We start from the raw sequence: 16,483 nt of genomic DNA on the forward strand, positions 1-16,483 counted from the left end.
TGTGGCGACCGACAAGGCATCCAAGGACAGTGGCAGCGACCGCCAGGCGCGGGCGGTACGGCGGACCCGCCGGCGGATGACCGGCACAGAACGCCGGGAACAGCTGCTGGACATCGGGCGCACGCTGTTCGCCGAGCGCGGTTTCGAAGGCACGTCGGTGGAGGAGATCGCGGCGAAGGCCGGGGTCTCCAAACCGGTCGTCTACGAGCACTTCGGGGGCAAGGAAGGGCTGTACGCGGTCGTGGTCGACCGCGAGATGAGCCGGCTGCTGTCGATGGTGACGGGGGCGCTGACCGCGGGCCACCCGCGTGAGCTGCTCGAACAGGCGGCGTTCGCGCTGCTGGACTACATCGAGCAGTACACCGACGGCTTCCACATCCTGGTGCGCGACTCGCCGGTGGCCCAGTCCACGGGCACGTTCGCGTCCCTGATCGGGGACATCGCGACGCAGGTCGAGGACATCCTCGGGCTTGAGTTCAAGGGGCGCGGCTACGACCCGAAGCTCGCGCCGATATACGCGCAGGCGCTGGTCGGAATGGTCGCACTGACGGGCCAGTGGTGGCTGAACGTGCGCAAGCCGAAGAAGGCCGAGGTGGCCGCGCACCTGGTGAACCTGGCCTGGCACGGCCTTCAGGGCCTGGAGCACCGGCCGACGCTGGTCGGCCGGCGCAGGACATGAGGCGACCCCCTCCCGGGCGGGGCCCGGAAGGGGGTCGACGGGTGCGGAACACCGGTCAGAAGGCCGAAGAACCCGGTGTCCGCAGACCGGGCCCGGTCGCTCAGTGGCTGCTGACGCCGTTCTCCGAGAGGATCGGGATGTCCGACAGGACGTGCGACAGCGGGTCGTCGCCGTCGACCTGCGTCGAGTAGTCCGAGCAGTTCTGCGAGGGCTCGCTGTTGAGCAGGTCCTGCACGGCGACGCCGATGATCGGCACCTGGACGTCGATCTGCTGGATCGGGACGCAGAACTTGTTGAACGAGCCGTTGATCAGGCCGATCTGCGGGCTCATGTAGCCGCCGGTGGTGGTGTTGCCGTACGCCTGCACCGACCCGTTGCCGTTCGCGGAGTTGGCGGTGCCGTGTTCGTCGTCGCCGCCGACGGCGAAGGCGGGGGAGGCGGCGAGGCCCGTGGCGCCGATCACCGAGGCGGCGACGGCGACCGTGGCAAGCGTCTTCTTCATTGCTGGCTTGTCCTTCCGGGTTCTTGGGGTGCCCTGTTCACTGGAGCGCCCTGAACAACGCGTACGGCCGGATTCGGTTGCCACCGTTCACCCGATTCGCCCAATCTCGTGGCATCTCAGGCCATCGTTGACGCGGGCGCCGCGCGAACGCGCTCGCGCCGGGCCCGCGGCAGGTCAGCGCGCGCCTCCCGGGACGCGCGCGACGACGAAGACGCGGCGGAACGGGAACAGCGTGCCGTGCGGCCCCCGCGGGTAGGCGGCGGCGAGCGCCGCCCGGTACTCCCCGACGAACGCCTCGCTCGCCTCGGGGTCGTCGTCGAGCGCGGTGAGCACCGGGCGCAGACTCGTGCCTTTGACCCAGTCGAGCACGGCGTCCTCGCCCGCCAGCACCTGGAGGTAGGCGGTCTCCCAGACTTCCGGCTCGGCGCCGAGCGCGGCCAGCGCCTCGAAGTACCCGGCCGGGGAGAGCACCGGGTTCGCGTGCAGGACGCCGCGCAGCCGCCCGCGCCAGCGCGGGCCCTCGGCCAGCTCGCGCAGCAGGACGTGGCTGGGCGCGGAGGCGTTGCCAGGGACCTGGAAGGCGAGCGCGCCGCCGGGCGCCAGTCCCGCGAGCCAGTCGGGGAACCTGCCGACGTGTCCCGGCACCCACTGGAGCGCGGCGTTGGACGCGATGAGGTCGAACGGCTCGGTCGGCCGCCAGTCGGCGAGGTCGGCCGCCTCGAAGGCGAGCGAGCCGCTGCCGCCCGGCACCGGGCCGGCGTGGCGGGCGGCCTCGGCGAGCATGGCCGGGGAGTTGTCGTAGCCGGTGACGCGGGCGTCGGGCCAGCGCTCGGTGAGGAGCAGGCTGGGCCGGCCGGGGCCGCAGCCGAGGTCGGCGACGCGCGGCGCGGCGGGCAGCGGGGGCACGCGGGCGAGCAGGTCGCGCAGCGGTCTGGCGCGGTAGGCGCGGTGCCGCTCGTACTGGGCGGGGTCCCACCGGGTGGGAGGTGCCGGGTCGGGTGGAGGGGGCATGGGGAGGATGATCGCCGCCATCTTATCTCGGCGTCAAGTTTCTCGGTCTCGTGAGACTTTATGTCGTGAGACTTCATGTCGACAGAACTACTAGACTGTCGGCATGGAGGACGAGGTTGACCGGCTGGTGGCTGCCTGGCGGCGCGAGCGCCCCGATCTCGACGTGGAGCCGCTCGAAGTGCTGAGCCGGGTGAGCCGGCTGGCCCGGCACCTGGACCGGGCCCGCAGGCTGGCGTTCGCCGAGCTCGACCTCGAACCGTGGGAGTTCGACGTGCTCACCGCCCTGCGCCGGGCCGGCAGCCCTTACCAGCTGTCCCCCGGCCAGCTGCTCACCCAGACCCTCGTCACCTCGGGCACCATGACCAACCGCATCGACCGGCTGGCCAAGCGCGGGCTGGTCGAGCGGCAGCCGGACCCGAGCGACCGGCGGGGCGTCCTGGTGAGCCTGACCGCGACCGGCAGGCGGCACGCGGACGAGGCGCTGGCCGGACTGCTCACGCAGGAACGGGCCCTGCTCGGCGGCCTCACCACGGCCCAGCGCCGGGAGCTGGCCGCGCTGCTGCGGGCGCTCACCGCGCCCTTCGACAACACCCCGACCTGACCGCGCGGCCCGCACCGGCGGGGCGCGCGTTCGTTCGGCACGGTCATTCGGCGCGTTTGTCCGGCGCGGTCATTCGGCGGGCGGCACCCCGGCGCGGCGGGCCAGCGCGACGGCGGCGAGCGTGGAGTGCACGCCCAGCTTGCCGAGCACGTTCTGCATGTGGGTGCGGACGGTGTGCGGGGAGAGGAACAGGCGCTCGGCCACGGCCTTGCGCCCCAGCCCGGCCAGCATGCAGCGCAGCACTTCGAGTTCGCGCGGGGTCAGCGACTCCACCAGGCGCTGCTGCTCGCTGCGGTGGTGCCGGTCCCGGCGCAGCTCCCGCAGCACGCCGGTGAGCAGCGCGGGCGGCACGTGGGTCTCCTCCCGCAGCACGCCCCTGACCACCTGGAGCAGCCGGGCCAGCGAGCTGTCCTTGGCGACCCAGCCGCAGGCGCCGGCGGCCAGGGTGCGCGCGGCCCTGACCGCGTCGTCTTCTGCCGCGAGCATGACAGCGTGAAGGCCGGGGAAACGGTCCTGCGCGGCGGCGAGCAGGGACTGCGCGCCCGGCCCCGCGCCGTCCAGGTCGGCGTCGAGCAGCAGCACGTCGAACGCCGGGTCGCCGCCGCCCTTGCTCCGCTCCAGCAGGTGAAGGGCCGCGGGCACACTGCCGACCGCGGTCGCCTCGACGTCCTGCTCCGCGGTGAGCGCGGTGGCGAGCGACTCGGCGAAAATCCGGTGCCCGTCGACGACCAGCACCCGAATACGATCCACAACAGCCCCTCGCCTCGGACAACGGGCGGGCGGGCGCGACGTCCGATGACCCCGGCCGCGCCGGACCGCGCGGCCGCCGCCGCGCGGCCGGGTGGCCGGGTTCGCCGCACCCACCGCTCTTGCCCCCTGATCGGCACCGGCCCCCACCGGTGCTGTGCATCAGACTACGGGCGAGGGGCGGCGGGGGAAGCGGTTTGGCGGAAGAGGCGATATCGAAGCGATCACAGCGGGAGCCGCCGGGCGCCCGGCGAGGGGATCGCCTCGAACACGCGCGGGGCGCGGTACCCCGCGGCGCCGAACGCGTCGGTGACCGCCGTGCCGATCGCGCCCGCCGCGTCCTCGTCCACCAGCACGATGGCCGAGCCGCCGAATCCGCCGCCCGTCATCCGGGCCCCGAGCGCCCCCGCGGCGTTCGCCACCTCGACGACCAGGTCGAGTTCCGGGCAGGACACCTCGAAGTCGTCCCGCAGCGAGGCGTGCCCCTCGGTGAGCACCGCGCCGATGTCGCGGGCCCGGCCGGCGTCGAGCAGTTCGATGACGCGCTCCACGCGCCGGTTCTCGGTGACCACGTGCCGCACGCGCCGGCGCACGCTCTCGTCCTCCAGGCGCCCCAGCGCGTCCGCCAACTTCTCGTGCGCCACGTCGCGCAGGTACGGCACACCGAGCGCCGCCGCGCCCGCCTCGCACTCCGCGCGGCGCGTGGCGTAGGCGCCGTCCGCGTGGCTGTGCTTGACCTGGGTGTCGACGACCAGCAGGCGCAGCCCTTCGAGGGCCATCGCGAACGGCACCTGGCGCCGGCCGAGGTCGCGGGTGTCGAGGTGCAGCACGTGCCCGGCCGAGCAACTGGCGGACGCCATCTGGTCGAGGATGCCGCAGGGCATGCCGACGAAGTCGTTCTCCGCCCGCTGCGAGAGGCGCGCCAGCTCGTCCGGGGGCAGGCCGAGGCCGTTCAGATCGCTGAGCGCGAGCGCCGTCGCCACCTCGATGGCCGCGGAGGAGGAGAGGCCGGCGCCGGTGGGCACGTCCGAGTCGAAGAGGATGTCCGCGCCGCCGATGCCGTGCCCCGCCTCGCGCAGCGCCCAGGCGACGCCGGCCGGGTAGGCCGCCCAGCCGGGAACATCGCCCGGCGCGAGCCCGTCGAGCGCCACCTCGACGGTGCCGCCCTCCACGCCGAGCGAGTGCAGGCGCAGGCGGCCGTCCGCGCGCCCGGCCGCCGTCGCGCGGACGGTGTGCGGCAGCGCGAAGGGCATCACGTAGCCCTCGTTGTAGTCGGTGTGCTCACCGATCAGGTTGACGCGTCCCGGGGCGGCCCACAGGCCCTCGGGGTCGCGGCCGAACAGCTCGTCGAACGTGGTCACGCGCTCTCTCCTCGGTCCTGCTCCCGGTCCTGCTCCGCGGCCCCGCGCCGGGCGAAGTCCCACGCGTCCGCGACGATGGCGGCCAGGTCGGTCCTGGTGGGGCGCCAGCCGAGGCGTTCGCGCGCGCGGTCGGCCGAGGCCACGAGCACCGCGGGGTCGCCCGCGCGGCGCGGCGCCGGGGTCTCGGGCACCGGGTGCCCGGTCACCCGGCGCACGGTCTCGACGACCTCGCGGACGGAGAAGCCGTTGCCGTTGCCGAGGTTGCAGATCAGGTGCTCGCCCGGGCGGGCTGCGGCCAGCGCGAGCAGGTGGGCGTCGGCGAGGTCGTCGACGTGGATGTAGTCGCGCACGCACGTGCCGTCCGGCGTGGGGTAGTCGTCGCCGAACACCGAGACCGAGGCGCGGCGGCCCTGCGCGACTTGGAGCACCAGGGGGATCAGGTGGCTCTCGGGGTCGTGGCGCTCGCCCTGGTGGCCGGCGTCGGAGAGGTGGGCGCCCGCGACGTTGAAGTAGCGCAGCGACACGGCGGCGAGGCCGTGGGCGGCGCACTCGCCGGTGATCATGTGGTCGACGGCGAGCTTGGAGGCGCCGTACGGGTTGCCGGGCGCGGTCGGCGCGTCCTCGGTGATGGGCACGCTCTCGGGCTCGCCGTAGACGGCGGCGGTCGAGGAGAAGATCAACGTCCGCACGTCCGCGTCGCGCATGGCGCGCAGCAGGTCGAGCGAGCCGCCGACGTTGTTGCGCCAGTACTTCTCGGGGTCGGCCACGGACTCGCCCACCTGCGAGCAGGCCGCGAAGTGCAGCACGGCGTCGAACGACGGGTCGAGGTGCTTGTCCGCCTCCTGGACCCGGCCCTCGACGAACTCCGCGCCGGCCGGCACGCCGTCGCGGAAGCCGGTGGACAGGTCGTCGAGCACGGTCACGGCGTGCCCGGCGCGCAGCAGGTGGGCGGCCACGACGCCGCCCACGTACCCCGCGCCGCCCGTCACCAGGTACTTGCCCATCAGCTCGCCACCTCTCGGAGCCGGTCGGCCGCGGCCTCCGGCAGAACGTCGTTCACGAAAGCGCCCATGCCCGACTCGGAGCCGGCCAGGTACTTCAGTTTGCCCGGGCTGCGCCTGATGGTGAAAAGCTCCAGGTGCAGCGCGAAGTCCTCCCGGTCCTCGATGCCGAACGGCGCCTGGTGCCAGCCGGATATGTAGGGCGTCGGCGGCGCTTCCGGGCCGAAGACGCGGTCGAAGCGCCGCAGCAACTCCAGGTAGACGCCCGGGAATTCGGCCCGTTCCGCGTCGTCGAGCGCCGTCAGGTCGGGCACCCGGCGCCGCGGGTACAGGTGCACCTCGTAGGGCCAGCGCGCGGCGTGCGGCACGAACGCCGTCCAGTGCGCCGTCTCCAGCACGACGCGCCGGCCGTCGGCGCGTTCGGCGGCGAGCCGTTCGTCGTAGAGGTTCTGCCCGGTGCGGGCCTTGTGCGCGGCGACGGAGCGCAGCGCGCGGCGGGTGTGCGGGGTGACGAACGGGTAGCCGTAGATCTGCCCGTGCGGGTGGGCCAGGGTCACCCCGATCTCGGCGCCGCGGTTCTCGAAGCAGTAGACCTGTTCGACGCCGGGCAGCAGCGACAGTTCGGCGGTGCGGTCGGTCCAGGCCCACAGCACCAGCGCGGCCTGCTGCTCGGTGAGCGAGGCGAACGACGCGTCGTGCTCGGGCGTGAAGCAGACGACCTCGCAGCGGCCGGCCGCGCCGCTGAAGGAGGGGAAGCGGTTCTCGAAGACGGCGACCTCGTAGCTGTCCGCGGGTATCTCGCTCAGCCGCTCGCCCCGCGTGGGGCACAGCGGGCACTGGTCGGCCGGGGGGTGGTAGGTGCGGGTCTGGCGGTGGGCCGCGTAGCCGACGCGCTCGTCGAGCAGCGGGTCGTGCCTGATCTCCGAGGACGCCTGGACGGGCGGCAGCGGGCGGCGGTCGGGGGCGTCGCGCACGGCGTCGTCGGCGAGGTCGTAGTAGATCAGGTCGCGGCCGTCGGCGAGTCGGGTTGCGGTTCTCTTCATCACCCAATCCAGATCCAGCGCACTTCAACAGAAACCAACATAAGGAAGCATACCGGGGCCCCGCGCGTCAACGGACGGGAAGCGGGCCGCTCAGGCGCCGCGGGCGCCGTCCCGCGCCGCGAGGTGGTCGGCCAGGCCCGTGCGGACCGCGAGGGCCGCGGCTTCGAGGCGCGAGGCCGTTCCGAGCTTGGTCAGCAGCCGCTGCACGTGGGTGCGCGCCGTGCTCGGCGCGACGCCGAGGCCCGCAGCGATGCGCCGGGTGTCCTCGCCCTCGACGATGCGCACCAGCACGTCGGCCTCGCGTTCGGTGAGCAGCGCCGCGAGCCTGGCCCCCTCGGCCTCCACGCCGGAACGCGGGTGCAGCAGTTCGGCGAACGCGTCCCGCAGCAGTTGCGGCGCCACCGCCGCCTCCCCCGCCTTGGCCTTCACCATGGCGCGTTCCACGCCCTCGATCCGCTCGTCGTGCCGCACGTAGCCGCGCGCGCCCGCCGCGAACGCCGCCGCCACGCCCCGCGGGCTCGGCACGGGACCGAGCACGACGACCGCGACCCGCGGGCACTCGCGCCTGATGCGCCGCACGGGGTCGAGGGCGCCCGGCGCCTCCGGCTCGCGCGAGCCGAGCAGGCACACGTCCGGCTGCTTGCCGACGACCAGGTCGGCCCCCCGCCCCGCGGGCGCGCCGGCGCCGAGCACCCGGTGCCCGCGCACCCGCAGGGCGGAGGCCAGCGCCTCGGCCACCAGCCTCCTGTCGTCGACGACCACGACCCGTACGCTCATCACGTCTCCCGCCACCGCAGTCGCCGCCCGGGTCGCTACCGGTAGACGAGGACGGACCGGACGTCCGCCCCATCACTGCTGTAGAACGACCGGTTGGCCAGCACCAGTGTGTTGTCCCGCCAGATGATGTGCTGATCGTGCACGAAGATGCCCGACATCAGGGCGTGCTCCTGGGGGCGGGCCGCCCGGTCGAGTGCCATGATCGGCCGCACCTCCTCCGTTGCCGGGTCGATCGCCACCACCATGCCCTCAAGCTCGGCGCTCGCCACCTGATAGGCCAGAATCTGGCCGTCCTGCACGCCGAACGGCAGGATCTGACCGCCGTTGATGGCCGGAACCTCCCACAGCGGCTGCCCCGTGCTCAGGTCGAACGCCTCCACCGCGTTGTCGCCGTAGGGCACGTTGCTCGGCAGGTAGAGGAACCCCTCGTGCTCGACGCCGAGCCAGCAGTTGTCGAACGAGTTCGTCTCGCACGGTCGCAGGTACCGGTCCTGGTCGTAGTCGAGTTCGCCCGCGACCTCCTCGTGGTTCTCGTCGATCACGAGGACGCGCGCGTGGTCGGCCGCCGTGTAGTCCTCGCCCACCGTCGCGGTCACCACCAGCGGGTCGACGGAGACGACCGACTGGACCTCGAACGGCTCGCCCTCGTAGGTCGGCCCGTAGGCCCACTCCCACAGCTCGGTGTCGCCGCTCTCGTCGGTGGCGCGGATGGAACCGCCCTCGTCCCCGGCGAAACCGCAGCTCAGCTGCGAGACGAACATGTCGTCCACGACCGTGTAGGCCGACTCGCGGCAGTCGGAGTTCGCCGGCGGCTGCCAGATCATCTCCTGCCGGCTGATGCTGAAGCCCAGGCCCGCGACGCCGGTGCCCACCGCGACCGTGTCGCCCAGGATGGCGGGCACGGAGCCGGCCGAGGTCGGCCACTCCGACTCGATCTGCATGCTCATGACCTCCGTGCCCGCCGCTATGTCGACCACGGTCAGCACCTCGCAGTCCCGCCCCTGGAGGAGCGCGACGCGGTGGTCCGACACGTTGCTCGACGGCAGGCAGCCGCCGCCGGAGAACTCGAACGGCAGGCTCCAGTTCTCCTGGCCCGTCGCGAGGTCGTAGGACACCAGCGAGTCGGGCGTGACCCGGACGAACGCGTCCTCGGTCAGCCAGGTGCCCTTGGCGTCGATGATGTTCTCCTCCTCGCTGACCTCGGGCGCGGGCACCTCCCAGGCCAGGGACGCGTCGATCGCCTCGGTGGGCAGCGGCAGCCCCGTCCCGTTCCCCGCCTCGCCGCGGGCCCCGCCCTCGGCGCCGTCGTCCGCGCCGTCGCCCGCGGCCTGGGCCGGGCTGTCCCCGTTCCCGCCGGTGAGCAGCCACACGGCGCCCCCGCCCCCCACGAGCACCGCGAACGCGGCCACCGCGGCGAGCACGACACCGCGCCGTCCTCGGCCCCTGGGCCCCGCGGGGCCGGGCGGCGGCGTCGCGAAGCCTCCGGTGGCGGGGCCGTAGGGCCCCGGCGCGGTGGGCGCGCCGAACGCGCCCCCCGGCGCGGCCGGGCCCGGCTGCCCCGGCAGGCCCGGCTGCTGGTACGGCGACGGGTAGGGCGCGGCGCCCGGGGACTGCGGGAAGCCGTAGCCCTGCTGCGGAGAGCCGTACGCCTGCTGCGGGTAGCCGTAACCGGGCTGGCCCGGCAGGCCGCCCGGCACGGCGGGCGGCGCGGACGCCGGCGTGCCGGGAGCGGGCGCGGGACCGCCCGGCGCGGACGCCGGCGTGCCGGGAGCGGGCGCGGGACCGCCCGGCGCGGACGCCGGCGTGCCGGGAGCGGGCGCGGGGCTGCCCGGGGCGGGAGCGGGCGCGGGGCTGCCCGGGGCGGGCGCGGGGCCGCCGCCGGGTTCAGGCTGCGGCGGTCCCGGCGGGTTCTGCGGCGGTGGCGGCGGCTGTGACATGGAGTTCCCCCTGGCCCGGCCGGTCACGGAAGGCGGCGCTCCGTGGCGGACGGCGGATGGTCGTTCTGCGTGGTCGGCGCCCGGCGGACCGGCACGACGGCACGTTGCTCCGTCCGAGCGAAGCTCTTTCTACCATCGGACACCGGTACGGCCCGCGCGGTTCCGCCCCGTTCCCCGCCGCCTTCCCGCCCGCCGCGGGCGCGCGGCTCAGCCCTCCTCGGCCAGCTCCAGCCAGCGCGTCTCCAACTCGTCCCGCTGGCCCGCCAGTTCCCTCAGGCGCGCGTCGAGGTCCGCCATGCGCGCGAAGTCCGTCGCGTGCTGTGCCATTTCGGCGTGCACCGCGCTCTCCTTCTCCCCGATGCGGTCGAGCTGCCGCTCGATGCGCTGGATCTCCTTCTGCGCGGCGCGCGACAGCTGCGCCGGCTTCGCCCCGGCCGCGCCACCGGAAACGGTTCCGGTGCCGGCGGCGGCACCGCCGTCCGCAGGCGCCCCCGCGCGGTCGGCGGCCGGAGCGGCGTCGGCCAGCCGCGCGCTGCGGCGTTCCAGGTACTCGTCGACGCCGCGCGGCAGCATCCGCAACGCCCCGTCGCCCAGCAGCGCGTAGACGCGGTCGGTGGTCCGCTCAAGGAAGAAGCGGTCGTGGCTGATGACGACGAGCGAGCCGGGCCAGCCGTCCAGCAGGTCCTCAAGCTGCGTCAGCGTCTCGATGTCGAGGTCGTTCGTCGGCTCGTCGAGGAACAGCACGTTCGGCTCGTCCATCAGCAGCCGCAGGATCTGGAGCCGGCGCCGCTCGCCGCCGGAGAGGTCGCCGACGGGCGTCCACTGCCGCTCCTTGCCGAAGCCGAAACGCTCGCACAGCTGCGAGGCCGTCATCTCGCGGCCCTTGCCCAGGTCGACGCGGGCCCGCACCCGTTCCACCGCTTCCAGCACCCGCCAGGTCGGGTCGAGTTCCCCGACCTCCTGCGACAGGTACGCCAGCCGCACCGTCTTGCCGACCACCACGCGGCCACCGGCGGCGCGCCCGTCGCGCAGCGCGCGCAGCAGCGAGGTCTTGCCCGCGCCGTTCACCCCGACCAGGCCGACCCGGTCGCCGGGGCCGAGCTGCCACGTGACGCCGGTCAGCAGCTCCCGGCCGCCGGCGGCCACCGTGACGTTCTCCAGCTCGTACACCGTCCGGCCGAGGCGCGCGCCCGCGAACCGCATCAGCTCGGCGTTGTCCCGGGGCGGCGGCACGTCCGCGATGAGCGCGTTCGCGGCCTCGATGCGGAACCTGGGCTTGCTGGTGCGCGCCGGGGCGCCGCGCCGCAGCCAGGCCAGCTCCTTGCGCATCAGGTTCTGCCGCTTGGCCTCCTCGCCCGCCGCGACGCGCGCCCGCTCGGCGCGCGCGAACACGTAGTCGCTGTACCCGCCGTCGTAGAAGTGCACCGCGCCGCGCTGCACGTCCCACATCCGCGTGCAGACCTGGTCGAGGAACCACCGGTCGTGGGTCACGACCACGAGCGCGGAACGGCGGGCCCGCAGGTGCGCGGCGAGCCACGCGATGCCCTCGACGTCGAGGTGGTTCGTCGGCTCGTCGAGCACGATCAGGTCCTGCTCGGAGATCAGCAGCTTCGCGAGCGCGATGCGCCGCCGTTCGCCGCCGGAGAGCGGGCCGATGACCGTGTCGAGGCCGTCGGGGAACGCCGGCAGGTCCAGGCCGCCGAACAGCCCGGTCAGCACGGACCTGACCGCCGCGTTCCCCGCCCACTCGTGGTCCGCGAGGTCCCCGATGACCTCCTGCCTGATGGTCGCGGCCGGGTCGAGCGTGTCCGACTGCGTCAGCACGCCGAGCCGCAGCCCGCCCGAGTGCGTGACCCGGCCGGAGTCCGGCTCCTCCTGGCGCGCGAGGACGCGCACGAGTGTGGTCTTGCCGTCGCCGTTGCGGCCCACGACCCCGATGCGGTCGCCCTCCCCGACGCCGAGCGAGACGCCGTCGAGCACCGTGCGGGTGCCGTACACCTTGCGGACGGATTCCAGGTTCGCGAGGTTCCTGGCGGGCTTGGCGGACTCAGGCATGGGACTCGATGGTAGTCGCCCCGGGAACGGGCCCGGCCGTCGCACGGGCGCGGAGGCTGACCCCGTTCGCCACGAGGGCCGCGGCGATCCCGGCGGCGGCCTCGGCGTCCGGCGCGAGGAACGCGCACGTCGGCCCGGAACCGGACACCAGACCGGCCGGCGCGCCCGCCGCCAGGCCCGCCGCGAGCGTGGCCGCGAGGCCCGGGCGCAGCGAGAGCGCGGCGGGCTGGAGGTCGTTGGCGAGCGCGGCGGCGAGCCCGGCGGTGTCGCCCGCGCGCAGCGCGGCGAGCAGCGCCGGGTCGGCGGCGGGCTCGGGCACGGCGGCTGCGCCGCGCAGCCGGTCGCACTCGCGGTAGACCTCGGGGGTGCCGAGGCCGCCGTCGGCGGGCGCGAACACCCAGTGGAACGTGCCGCCCACCGGCAGCTCCGTCAGCCGCTCGCCCCGGCCCTCGCCGAGCGCCGCGCCGCCCACGAGGCTGAACGGCACGTCGGAGCCGAGCCGCGCGCACAGCTCAAGCAGGTCGGCGCGCGGGGTCCGCGTGCCCCACAGGGTGTCGCAGGCCAGCAGCGCGCCCGCCGCGTCGGCGCTGCCGCCCGCCATGCCGCCGGCGACGGGGATGTCCTTGTCGATGTGCAGGTGCACGTCGGGCGCGAACCCGTGGTGGGCGGCGAGCAGTTCCGCGGCCCGCACCGCCAGGTTCCGGCCGTCGAGCGGAACGTGCTCGCTGCCCGGTCCCGAGCAGCTGATGCCGGGCCCCCGCCCGTCCGGCGCGGGCGTCGCCGTCACGCGGTCATGGATGCCGACGGCGAGGAAGACGTTGGCCAGGTCGTGGAAGCCGTCCGGGCGGCGGGGGCCGACGGAGAGCTGCACGTTGACCTTGGCGGGCACGCGGACGGTGACGGACCGGCCGGGCGCCGGGCGGGGAGGCTGTGACACCGCACGATTCTAGGCACCGACACGCCGGCCGCCCGCCGCCGGATCGGTGGTGGGCCACGCCACGGGAGCGGGGCTCCGGTGAACGCACGCGCGCGGTCGAAACCGCCGGAAGCGGCTTCCGCGGATCGGTCACGGAGGGTGGCGGCCCGCGGCAAACCCGATGCGTGTCCACCGCCCCCATGGGACGCTGCACCGCGTGGGAGATCCACCGCTTGCCGACCTCGACACCCCCCGGTTCACACAGCGCCTACGACTCGAACCGGTCCGCCCCGCCAAGGCGCTCGACCTCTGGCGTGTGCATCAGGACGACAAGGTATGGCCCTGGTACAGCGGCGCGAGGCCGAGCCTCGAACAGGTGAGGGCATCGGCCGCGTTCATGGGTGACTCATGGCGTCTCCACGGCGTCCACAAGTGGATCGCGTACGACCGTGGGAGCGGCGAGGTCGTCGGTCGCGGCGGGCTGTCCCGCACGCCCGTCGACGACGACTGGGGCCAGATCTACGCGTTCCTCCCCGACGAACCATGGGTGCGTGCCGCCCATGGCGCGCACCGGCCCTTCACCGCGCACGCCAACTGGGTTGAGATCGGTTGGGCACTGCGACGCGAGTTCTGGGGGCGCGGCTACGCGTCCGAAATCGGGCGTGCGGGGCTGGCGTTCGCGTTCGACACCCTGGGGATGCGGGCCGTGGTTTCCTGCACGGTCCGACACAACGTGCGTTCGCGCTCTGTCATGGAGCGCATCGGCATGCGGTACGCGGGCGAGATCCGCAGCCGCGGCATGGTCGAAGGGGCGGCAGGCGAGCAGGACGACGCCCCGTTCGCCGTGTGCGTACGGCTGCGCGGCGACGGGGCTCCGCCACCCGCGCCTACGCCCTGAGTTGGGAGAGGCGCTGTTCACGAACACCCGCACCACGAACGCCATCCGGCAGGCCGGTACGGCATCGACGAAAACCTGTGGCGCACCCCCGGCGCCCGCGACCCCGCCAGCGGCGTAGCGCCGCGGCACACCGATCCGCCCCCGGCCTGGGCCGGGGGCGGATCGGTGGCAGGAAAGAGAGGCGCGCGGTCGGGTGGGTCGGCTGGTTCGCTCATGCCGGTGACCGCAGCGGGAGGGGTGGGCCGCGTTGTTCGTCAGAACGGTCGGCGGCGGGCGATGCGGGGGTCGGTGCGGCGGGCGGCCCACAGGATCGTGGACGGGTGCAGCGTCATGCTCTCGCCCGAGGTGAAGTGCAGCCGTTTGGCGCCGCGTTGCATGCTCGTGAGGTCGCTGATCACGAAGACCTGGCCGCCGATCATGAGCTGGTCGCCACGGCGGACGGTGGCGGCGTTGACCTCCACGGCGACCTGAACGCCCGGCGGCCTCATCGCGCCACCACCGCGAGCGTCACAGCCAGCACGAGCGCGCACCCCGTGACGGCCTGCGCGACCACCTCGGCCCGGCGGGCGCCGGGAACGTGCCGCTCATCTCGTTTCCGACTCATGTTCTTATCGCCCTTCCAAATGGTCACGAACCGCCGCCGCAAGACGCTCCGCCTCCCGCAGCAACGCCGCCGTCCGCTCGGCAATCGTCTCCGACGGATTCACCAACTCCCGCTCAGCGGCGCCCTGTTCGGGGTCCGCCTCGCCGGAGGGCTCAGGTTGTGGGGTGGTCATCTCGTCACCTGCCGAATCGCGCTCGCTGCCTGTTCGTACTGTGACCGCCCCAACACGCAGCGGGTAGACTTTGTTGCTACTTGATTCGCTCCTTTCAAGGGATTCAATCTGCCTGCTCCCCGTAATCCGCCGCATAGTTAGAGGTCAGACGCATGAACGATGACGATCCGTCTGAGAACTTGAACGCCGCCACCGCCTTCGGGATCGAGGTGAAGGAGGTACGCGTTGGTCGCAAGCTGACGCAGAAAGGGCTCGGCTCGGCCGCCGGGTACTCGGAGGGGTACGTGAGCAAGGTCGAGAGCGGCCACATCTTCCCGAGCCTGAAGTTCGTACGCGGCTGCGACACCGCATTCGGCACCAATGGCCTGTTCGAGAGGCTGCGAGCCCGACTCCAGGACAGCGATTCGCCAAGCTGGTTCGAGCCCTACCTGAAACTTGAGAGGTCCGCTCGCACGATTCTCGACTACTCCTCGTACTGTGTCTGTGGGCTGCTTCAGACGGAGGAGTACATGAGGGCGCTGTTCCGAGCAGGTTCCCCCCATGCGGATCCCGAGGTGATCGAGGGCAAAGTCAGAGCCCGCGCCCGCCGTAGCGAAATTCTGGACAGGGTGAACGCGCCGAGGCTGTGGGTCGTACTGAACGAGTGTTGCCTCCGCACTCCGGTCGGAGGCAAGGCAGCGAAGATTCGGCAGCTTGAACACCTGCTGTCCTACGCGGCGAGGCCGAACGTGGATCTTCAGGTGATGCCGTTCAGCGCTGGAGCGGCGGCAGCACACATCACCTCCTTCACGCTTCTGCACTTCGAGCAGAACCCTCCGGTCGTCTGGGCCGACAGCACTACCGACGGGACTCTCCAGCGATCGTCGAGCGTGGTGACTGAGATCTCCCGGGTCTTTGATCGCTTGCGCGCCAACGCCCTCCCGCCCGATGATTCAGTTGAAATGATCAAGATGTCGCTGAAGGAGTAGACATGGCCCTCGACTTCGACCTGTCCGCCGTTCGCTGGAAGGCTTCCTCCTACAGCGGTTCGAACGGCGGCACATGCGTCGAGTGGGCGCCGGAGGTGGTCGTGGGGGGTGGTGCGGTGCCGGTTCGGGACAGCAAGGCGCCTGCCGGGCCCGTGCTGGCCTTCCCGGCCGCCGCCTGGCAGACGTTCGTCGCCACACTCGACGACCGCCGCGCCTGACCGTTCGGGCCACCCGGCCTGCCCGATGCCGAGCACACCCGCCCGGCCGGACCGCAGGTCCGGCCGGGCGCCGCGTTCTGGCTGGGGCGCCGGCCGAGCACCGGCAGACCGGACGGCCGCGCAGGCCGCCTCGGCCCGCGACGCGGCGGGTCGCGGCGGGCCTTCAGGCCCACCTACCGCCTCAGTCAGCCAGGGCCCGGGACGCGACGCGTGCGTCGCGCGCGCGGGCGTGCTTACGGGCTTCGATCAGCCGCAGGGCGACCGTTCGACCTGCCCCAGCCAACCCGCGACCTGGGCCCGGGACAGCACAACGGCCCGCCGTGGGGCGGGCCGTTGTGCTGTTCCCCCTGAGCCGACGGGGGTAGCGTCCAGGTGTCACCCGAGGACGGAGTCGGGATGCCGCAACACACTGACGAGCACACCGGTGCACGCGTCAAGCGCGCCAGGACGATGGCGCTCCAGCTGGAGCACCTGCTGTCCTACGCGTCGAGACCGAACGTCGATCTGCAAATGATCCCGAGCAGCGCGGGAGCGGCGGCGGCGCACGTGACCTCCTTAACCCTTCTGTACTGCGAGCAAAGACCCTCCGTCGTCTGGTCGGATGCCCCCGTCGACGGAATGCTTCAGCGAACTGCAAGTGCCGTGACCCAGATCGCCCGCACTTTTGATCGCTTGCGTGCCAACGCCCTCCCGCCCGATGATTCAGCTGAAATGATCGAGATGTTGTTGAGGGAGTAGATATGGCCTCCGACTTCGACCTGTCCGCCGTTCGCTGGGAGGCTTCCTCCTACAGCGGATCAGCGGGTGGGCAATGCGTCCAGTGGGCGCCGGGGGTGGTCGTGGGGGGTGGTGCGGTGCCGGTTCGGGACAGCAAGGTGCCCGCCGGGCCCGTGCTGGCCTTCCCGGCCGCCGCCTGGCAGACGTTCGTCGCCACACTCGACGACCGCCGCGCCTGACCGTTCGGGCCGCCCGGCCTGCCTGAAACCGAGCGCT

Annotated in this window: 19 protein-coding genes; 7 read left to right on the top strand and 12 right to left on the bottom strand. The window is 73.2% G+C overall.

What is annotated here, in order from left to right; translation table 11 throughout:
* Position 1 precedes the first annotated feature (1 nt).
* Complete coding sequence (locus tag LC193_RS11515; RefSeq protein WP_086160115.1) at positions 2-679, top strand: TetR/AcrR family transcriptional regulator; 678 nt, start codon at positions 2-4, stop codon at positions 677-679.
* Between the two features lie 100 nt (positions 680-779).
* On the opposite strand, the gene LC193_RS11520 is transcribed toward LC193_RS11515, so the two are convergent.
* Positions 780-1,181: a rodlin gene (locus LC193_RS11520; protein ID WP_226073812.1), complete on the bottom strand. Its 402-nt coding sequence runs from the start codon at positions 1,179-1,181 to the stop codon at positions 780-782.
* 174 nt (positions 1,182-1,355) lie between these two features.
* Positions 1,356-2,192, bottom strand: coding sequence for a methyltransferase domain-containing protein (locus LC193_RS11525; RefSeq protein WP_226073813.1), 837 nt, complete (start codon positions 2,190-2,192; stop codon positions 1,356-1,358).
* Positions 2,193-2,295: 103 nt separating this feature from the next.
* Between LC193_RS11525 and LC193_RS11530 the strand changes: the two genes are divergently transcribed.
* On the top strand, positions 2,296-2,793 hold the full coding sequence (locus LC193_RS11530) for a MarR family winged helix-turn-helix transcriptional regulator (RefSeq protein ID WP_086160113.1): 498 nt from the start codon (positions 2,296-2,298) through the stop codon (positions 2,791-2,793).
* A gap of 69 nt (positions 2,794-2,862) precedes the next feature.
* Here LC193_RS11530 and LC193_RS11535 read toward each other — a convergent pair whose 3' ends face one another.
* The 8 genes from LC193_RS11535 to LC193_RS11570 form a co-directional block, all read right to left on the bottom strand.
* The gene (locus LC193_RS11535; RefSeq protein ID WP_226073814.1) at positions 2,863-3,543 is read right to left on the bottom strand and encodes a response regulator transcription factor; all 681 of its coding nucleotides are present in this window, start codon (positions 3,541-3,543) and stop codon (positions 2,863-2,865) included.
* Between the two features lie 221 nt (positions 3,544-3,764).
* The gene (gene galK / locus LC193_RS11540) at positions 3,765-4,901 is read right to left on the bottom strand and encodes a galactokinase (RefSeq protein WP_226073816.1); all 1,137 of its coding nucleotides are present in this window, start codon (positions 4,899-4,901) and stop codon (positions 3,765-3,767) included.
* Positions 4,898-5,905: a UDP-glucose 4-epimerase GalE gene (galE, locus tag LC193_RS11545; protein WP_226073818.1), complete on the bottom strand. Its 1,008-nt coding sequence runs from the start codon at positions 5,903-5,905 to the stop codon at positions 4,898-4,900. Before galE ends, galK begins: the two co-directional genes overlap by 4 nt.
* Positions 5,905-6,945 carry a galactose-1-phosphate uridylyltransferase gene (gene galT / locus LC193_RS11550; RefSeq protein ID WP_226073820.1) on the bottom strand — a complete coding sequence of 347 codons (1,041 nt, stop codon included), beginning with the start codon at positions 6,943-6,945 and terminating at the stop codon, positions 5,905-5,907. Before galT ends, galE begins: the two co-directional genes overlap by 1 nt.
* 90 nt (positions 6,946-7,035) lie before the next feature.
* Positions 7,036-7,722: a response regulator transcription factor gene (locus LC193_RS11555; protein ID WP_226073822.1), complete on the bottom strand. Its 687-nt coding sequence runs from the start codon at positions 7,720-7,722 to the stop codon at positions 7,036-7,038.
* 35 nt (positions 7,723-7,757) lie between these two features.
* On the bottom strand, positions 7,758-9,659 hold the full coding sequence (locus LC193_RS11560; RefSeq protein WP_226073824.1) for a collagen-like triple helix repeat-containing protein: 1,902 nt from the start codon (positions 9,657-9,659) through the stop codon (positions 7,758-7,760).
* 207 nt (positions 9,660-9,866) lie between these two features.
* A complete protein-coding gene (locus LC193_RS11565; RefSeq protein WP_226073826.1) occupies positions 9,867-11,714 on the bottom strand; it encodes an ABC-F family ATP-binding cassette domain-containing protein in 1,848 nt (615 codons plus the stop codon).
* A complete protein-coding gene (locus tag LC193_RS11570; protein ID WP_226073828.1) occupies positions 11,707-12,651 on the bottom strand; it encodes a 4-(cytidine 5'-diphospho)-2-C-methyl-D-erythritol kinase in 945 nt (314 codons plus the stop codon). Before LC193_RS11570 ends, LC193_RS11565 begins: the two co-directional genes overlap by 8 nt.
* 196 nt (positions 12,652-12,847) lie before the next feature.
* On the opposite strand from LC193_RS11570, the gene LC193_RS11575 reads away from it, so the two are divergent.
* Positions 12,848-13,528: a GNAT family N-acetyltransferase gene (locus tag LC193_RS11575; protein ID WP_226073831.1), complete on the top strand. Its 681-nt coding sequence runs from the start codon at positions 12,848-12,850 to the stop codon at positions 13,526-13,528.
* 254 nt (positions 13,529-13,782) lie between these two features.
* Here the strand turns inward: LC193_RS11575 and LC193_RS11580 are convergent, their stop codons facing one another.
* Both LC193_RS11580 and LC193_RS11585 read right to left on the bottom strand, forming a co-directional pair.
* Complete coding sequence (locus LC193_RS11580) at positions 13,783-14,016, bottom strand: hypothetical protein (protein WP_159029868.1); 234 nt, start codon at positions 14,014-14,016, stop codon at positions 13,783-13,785.
* Between the two features lie 120 nt (positions 14,017-14,136).
* On the bottom strand, positions 14,137-14,304 hold the full coding sequence (locus LC193_RS11585; protein WP_226073833.1) for a hypothetical protein: 168 nt from the start codon (positions 14,302-14,304) through the stop codon (positions 14,137-14,139).
* Positions 14,305-14,456: 152 nt separating this feature from the next.
* On the opposite strand from LC193_RS11585, the gene LC193_RS11590 reads away from it, so the two are divergent.
* From LC193_RS11590 to LC193_RS11605, 4 genes are all read left to right on the top strand, one after another.
* The gene (locus LC193_RS11590; RefSeq protein ID WP_226073834.1) at positions 14,457-15,272 is read left to right on the top strand and encodes a helix-turn-helix domain-containing protein; all 816 of its coding nucleotides are present in this window, start codon (positions 14,457-14,459) and stop codon (positions 15,270-15,272) included.
* A gap of 2 nt (positions 15,273-15,274) precedes the next feature.
* The gene (locus tag LC193_RS11595) at positions 15,275-15,490 is read left to right on the top strand and encodes a DUF397 domain-containing protein (protein ID WP_226073835.1); all 216 of its coding nucleotides are present in this window, start codon (positions 15,275-15,277) and stop codon (positions 15,488-15,490) included.
* Between the two features lie 396 nt (positions 15,491-15,886).
* The gene (locus LC193_RS11600; protein WP_226073836.1) at positions 15,887-16,228 is read left to right on the top strand and encodes a Scr1 family TA system antitoxin-like transcriptional regulator; all 342 of its coding nucleotides are present in this window, start codon (positions 15,887-15,889) and stop codon (positions 16,226-16,228) included.
* 2 nt (positions 16,229-16,230) lie between these two features.
* On the top strand, positions 16,231-16,446 hold the full coding sequence (locus tag LC193_RS11605) for a DUF397 domain-containing protein (RefSeq protein ID WP_226073837.1): 216 nt from the start codon (positions 16,231-16,233) through the stop codon (positions 16,444-16,446).
* Positions 16,447-16,483 lie beyond the last annotated feature (37 nt).

The sequence above is a fragment of the Streptomyces marincola genome (assembly GCF_020410765.1).
Lineage (GTDB): Bacteria > Actinomycetota > Actinomycetes > Streptomycetales > Streptomycetaceae > Streptomyces > Streptomyces marincola.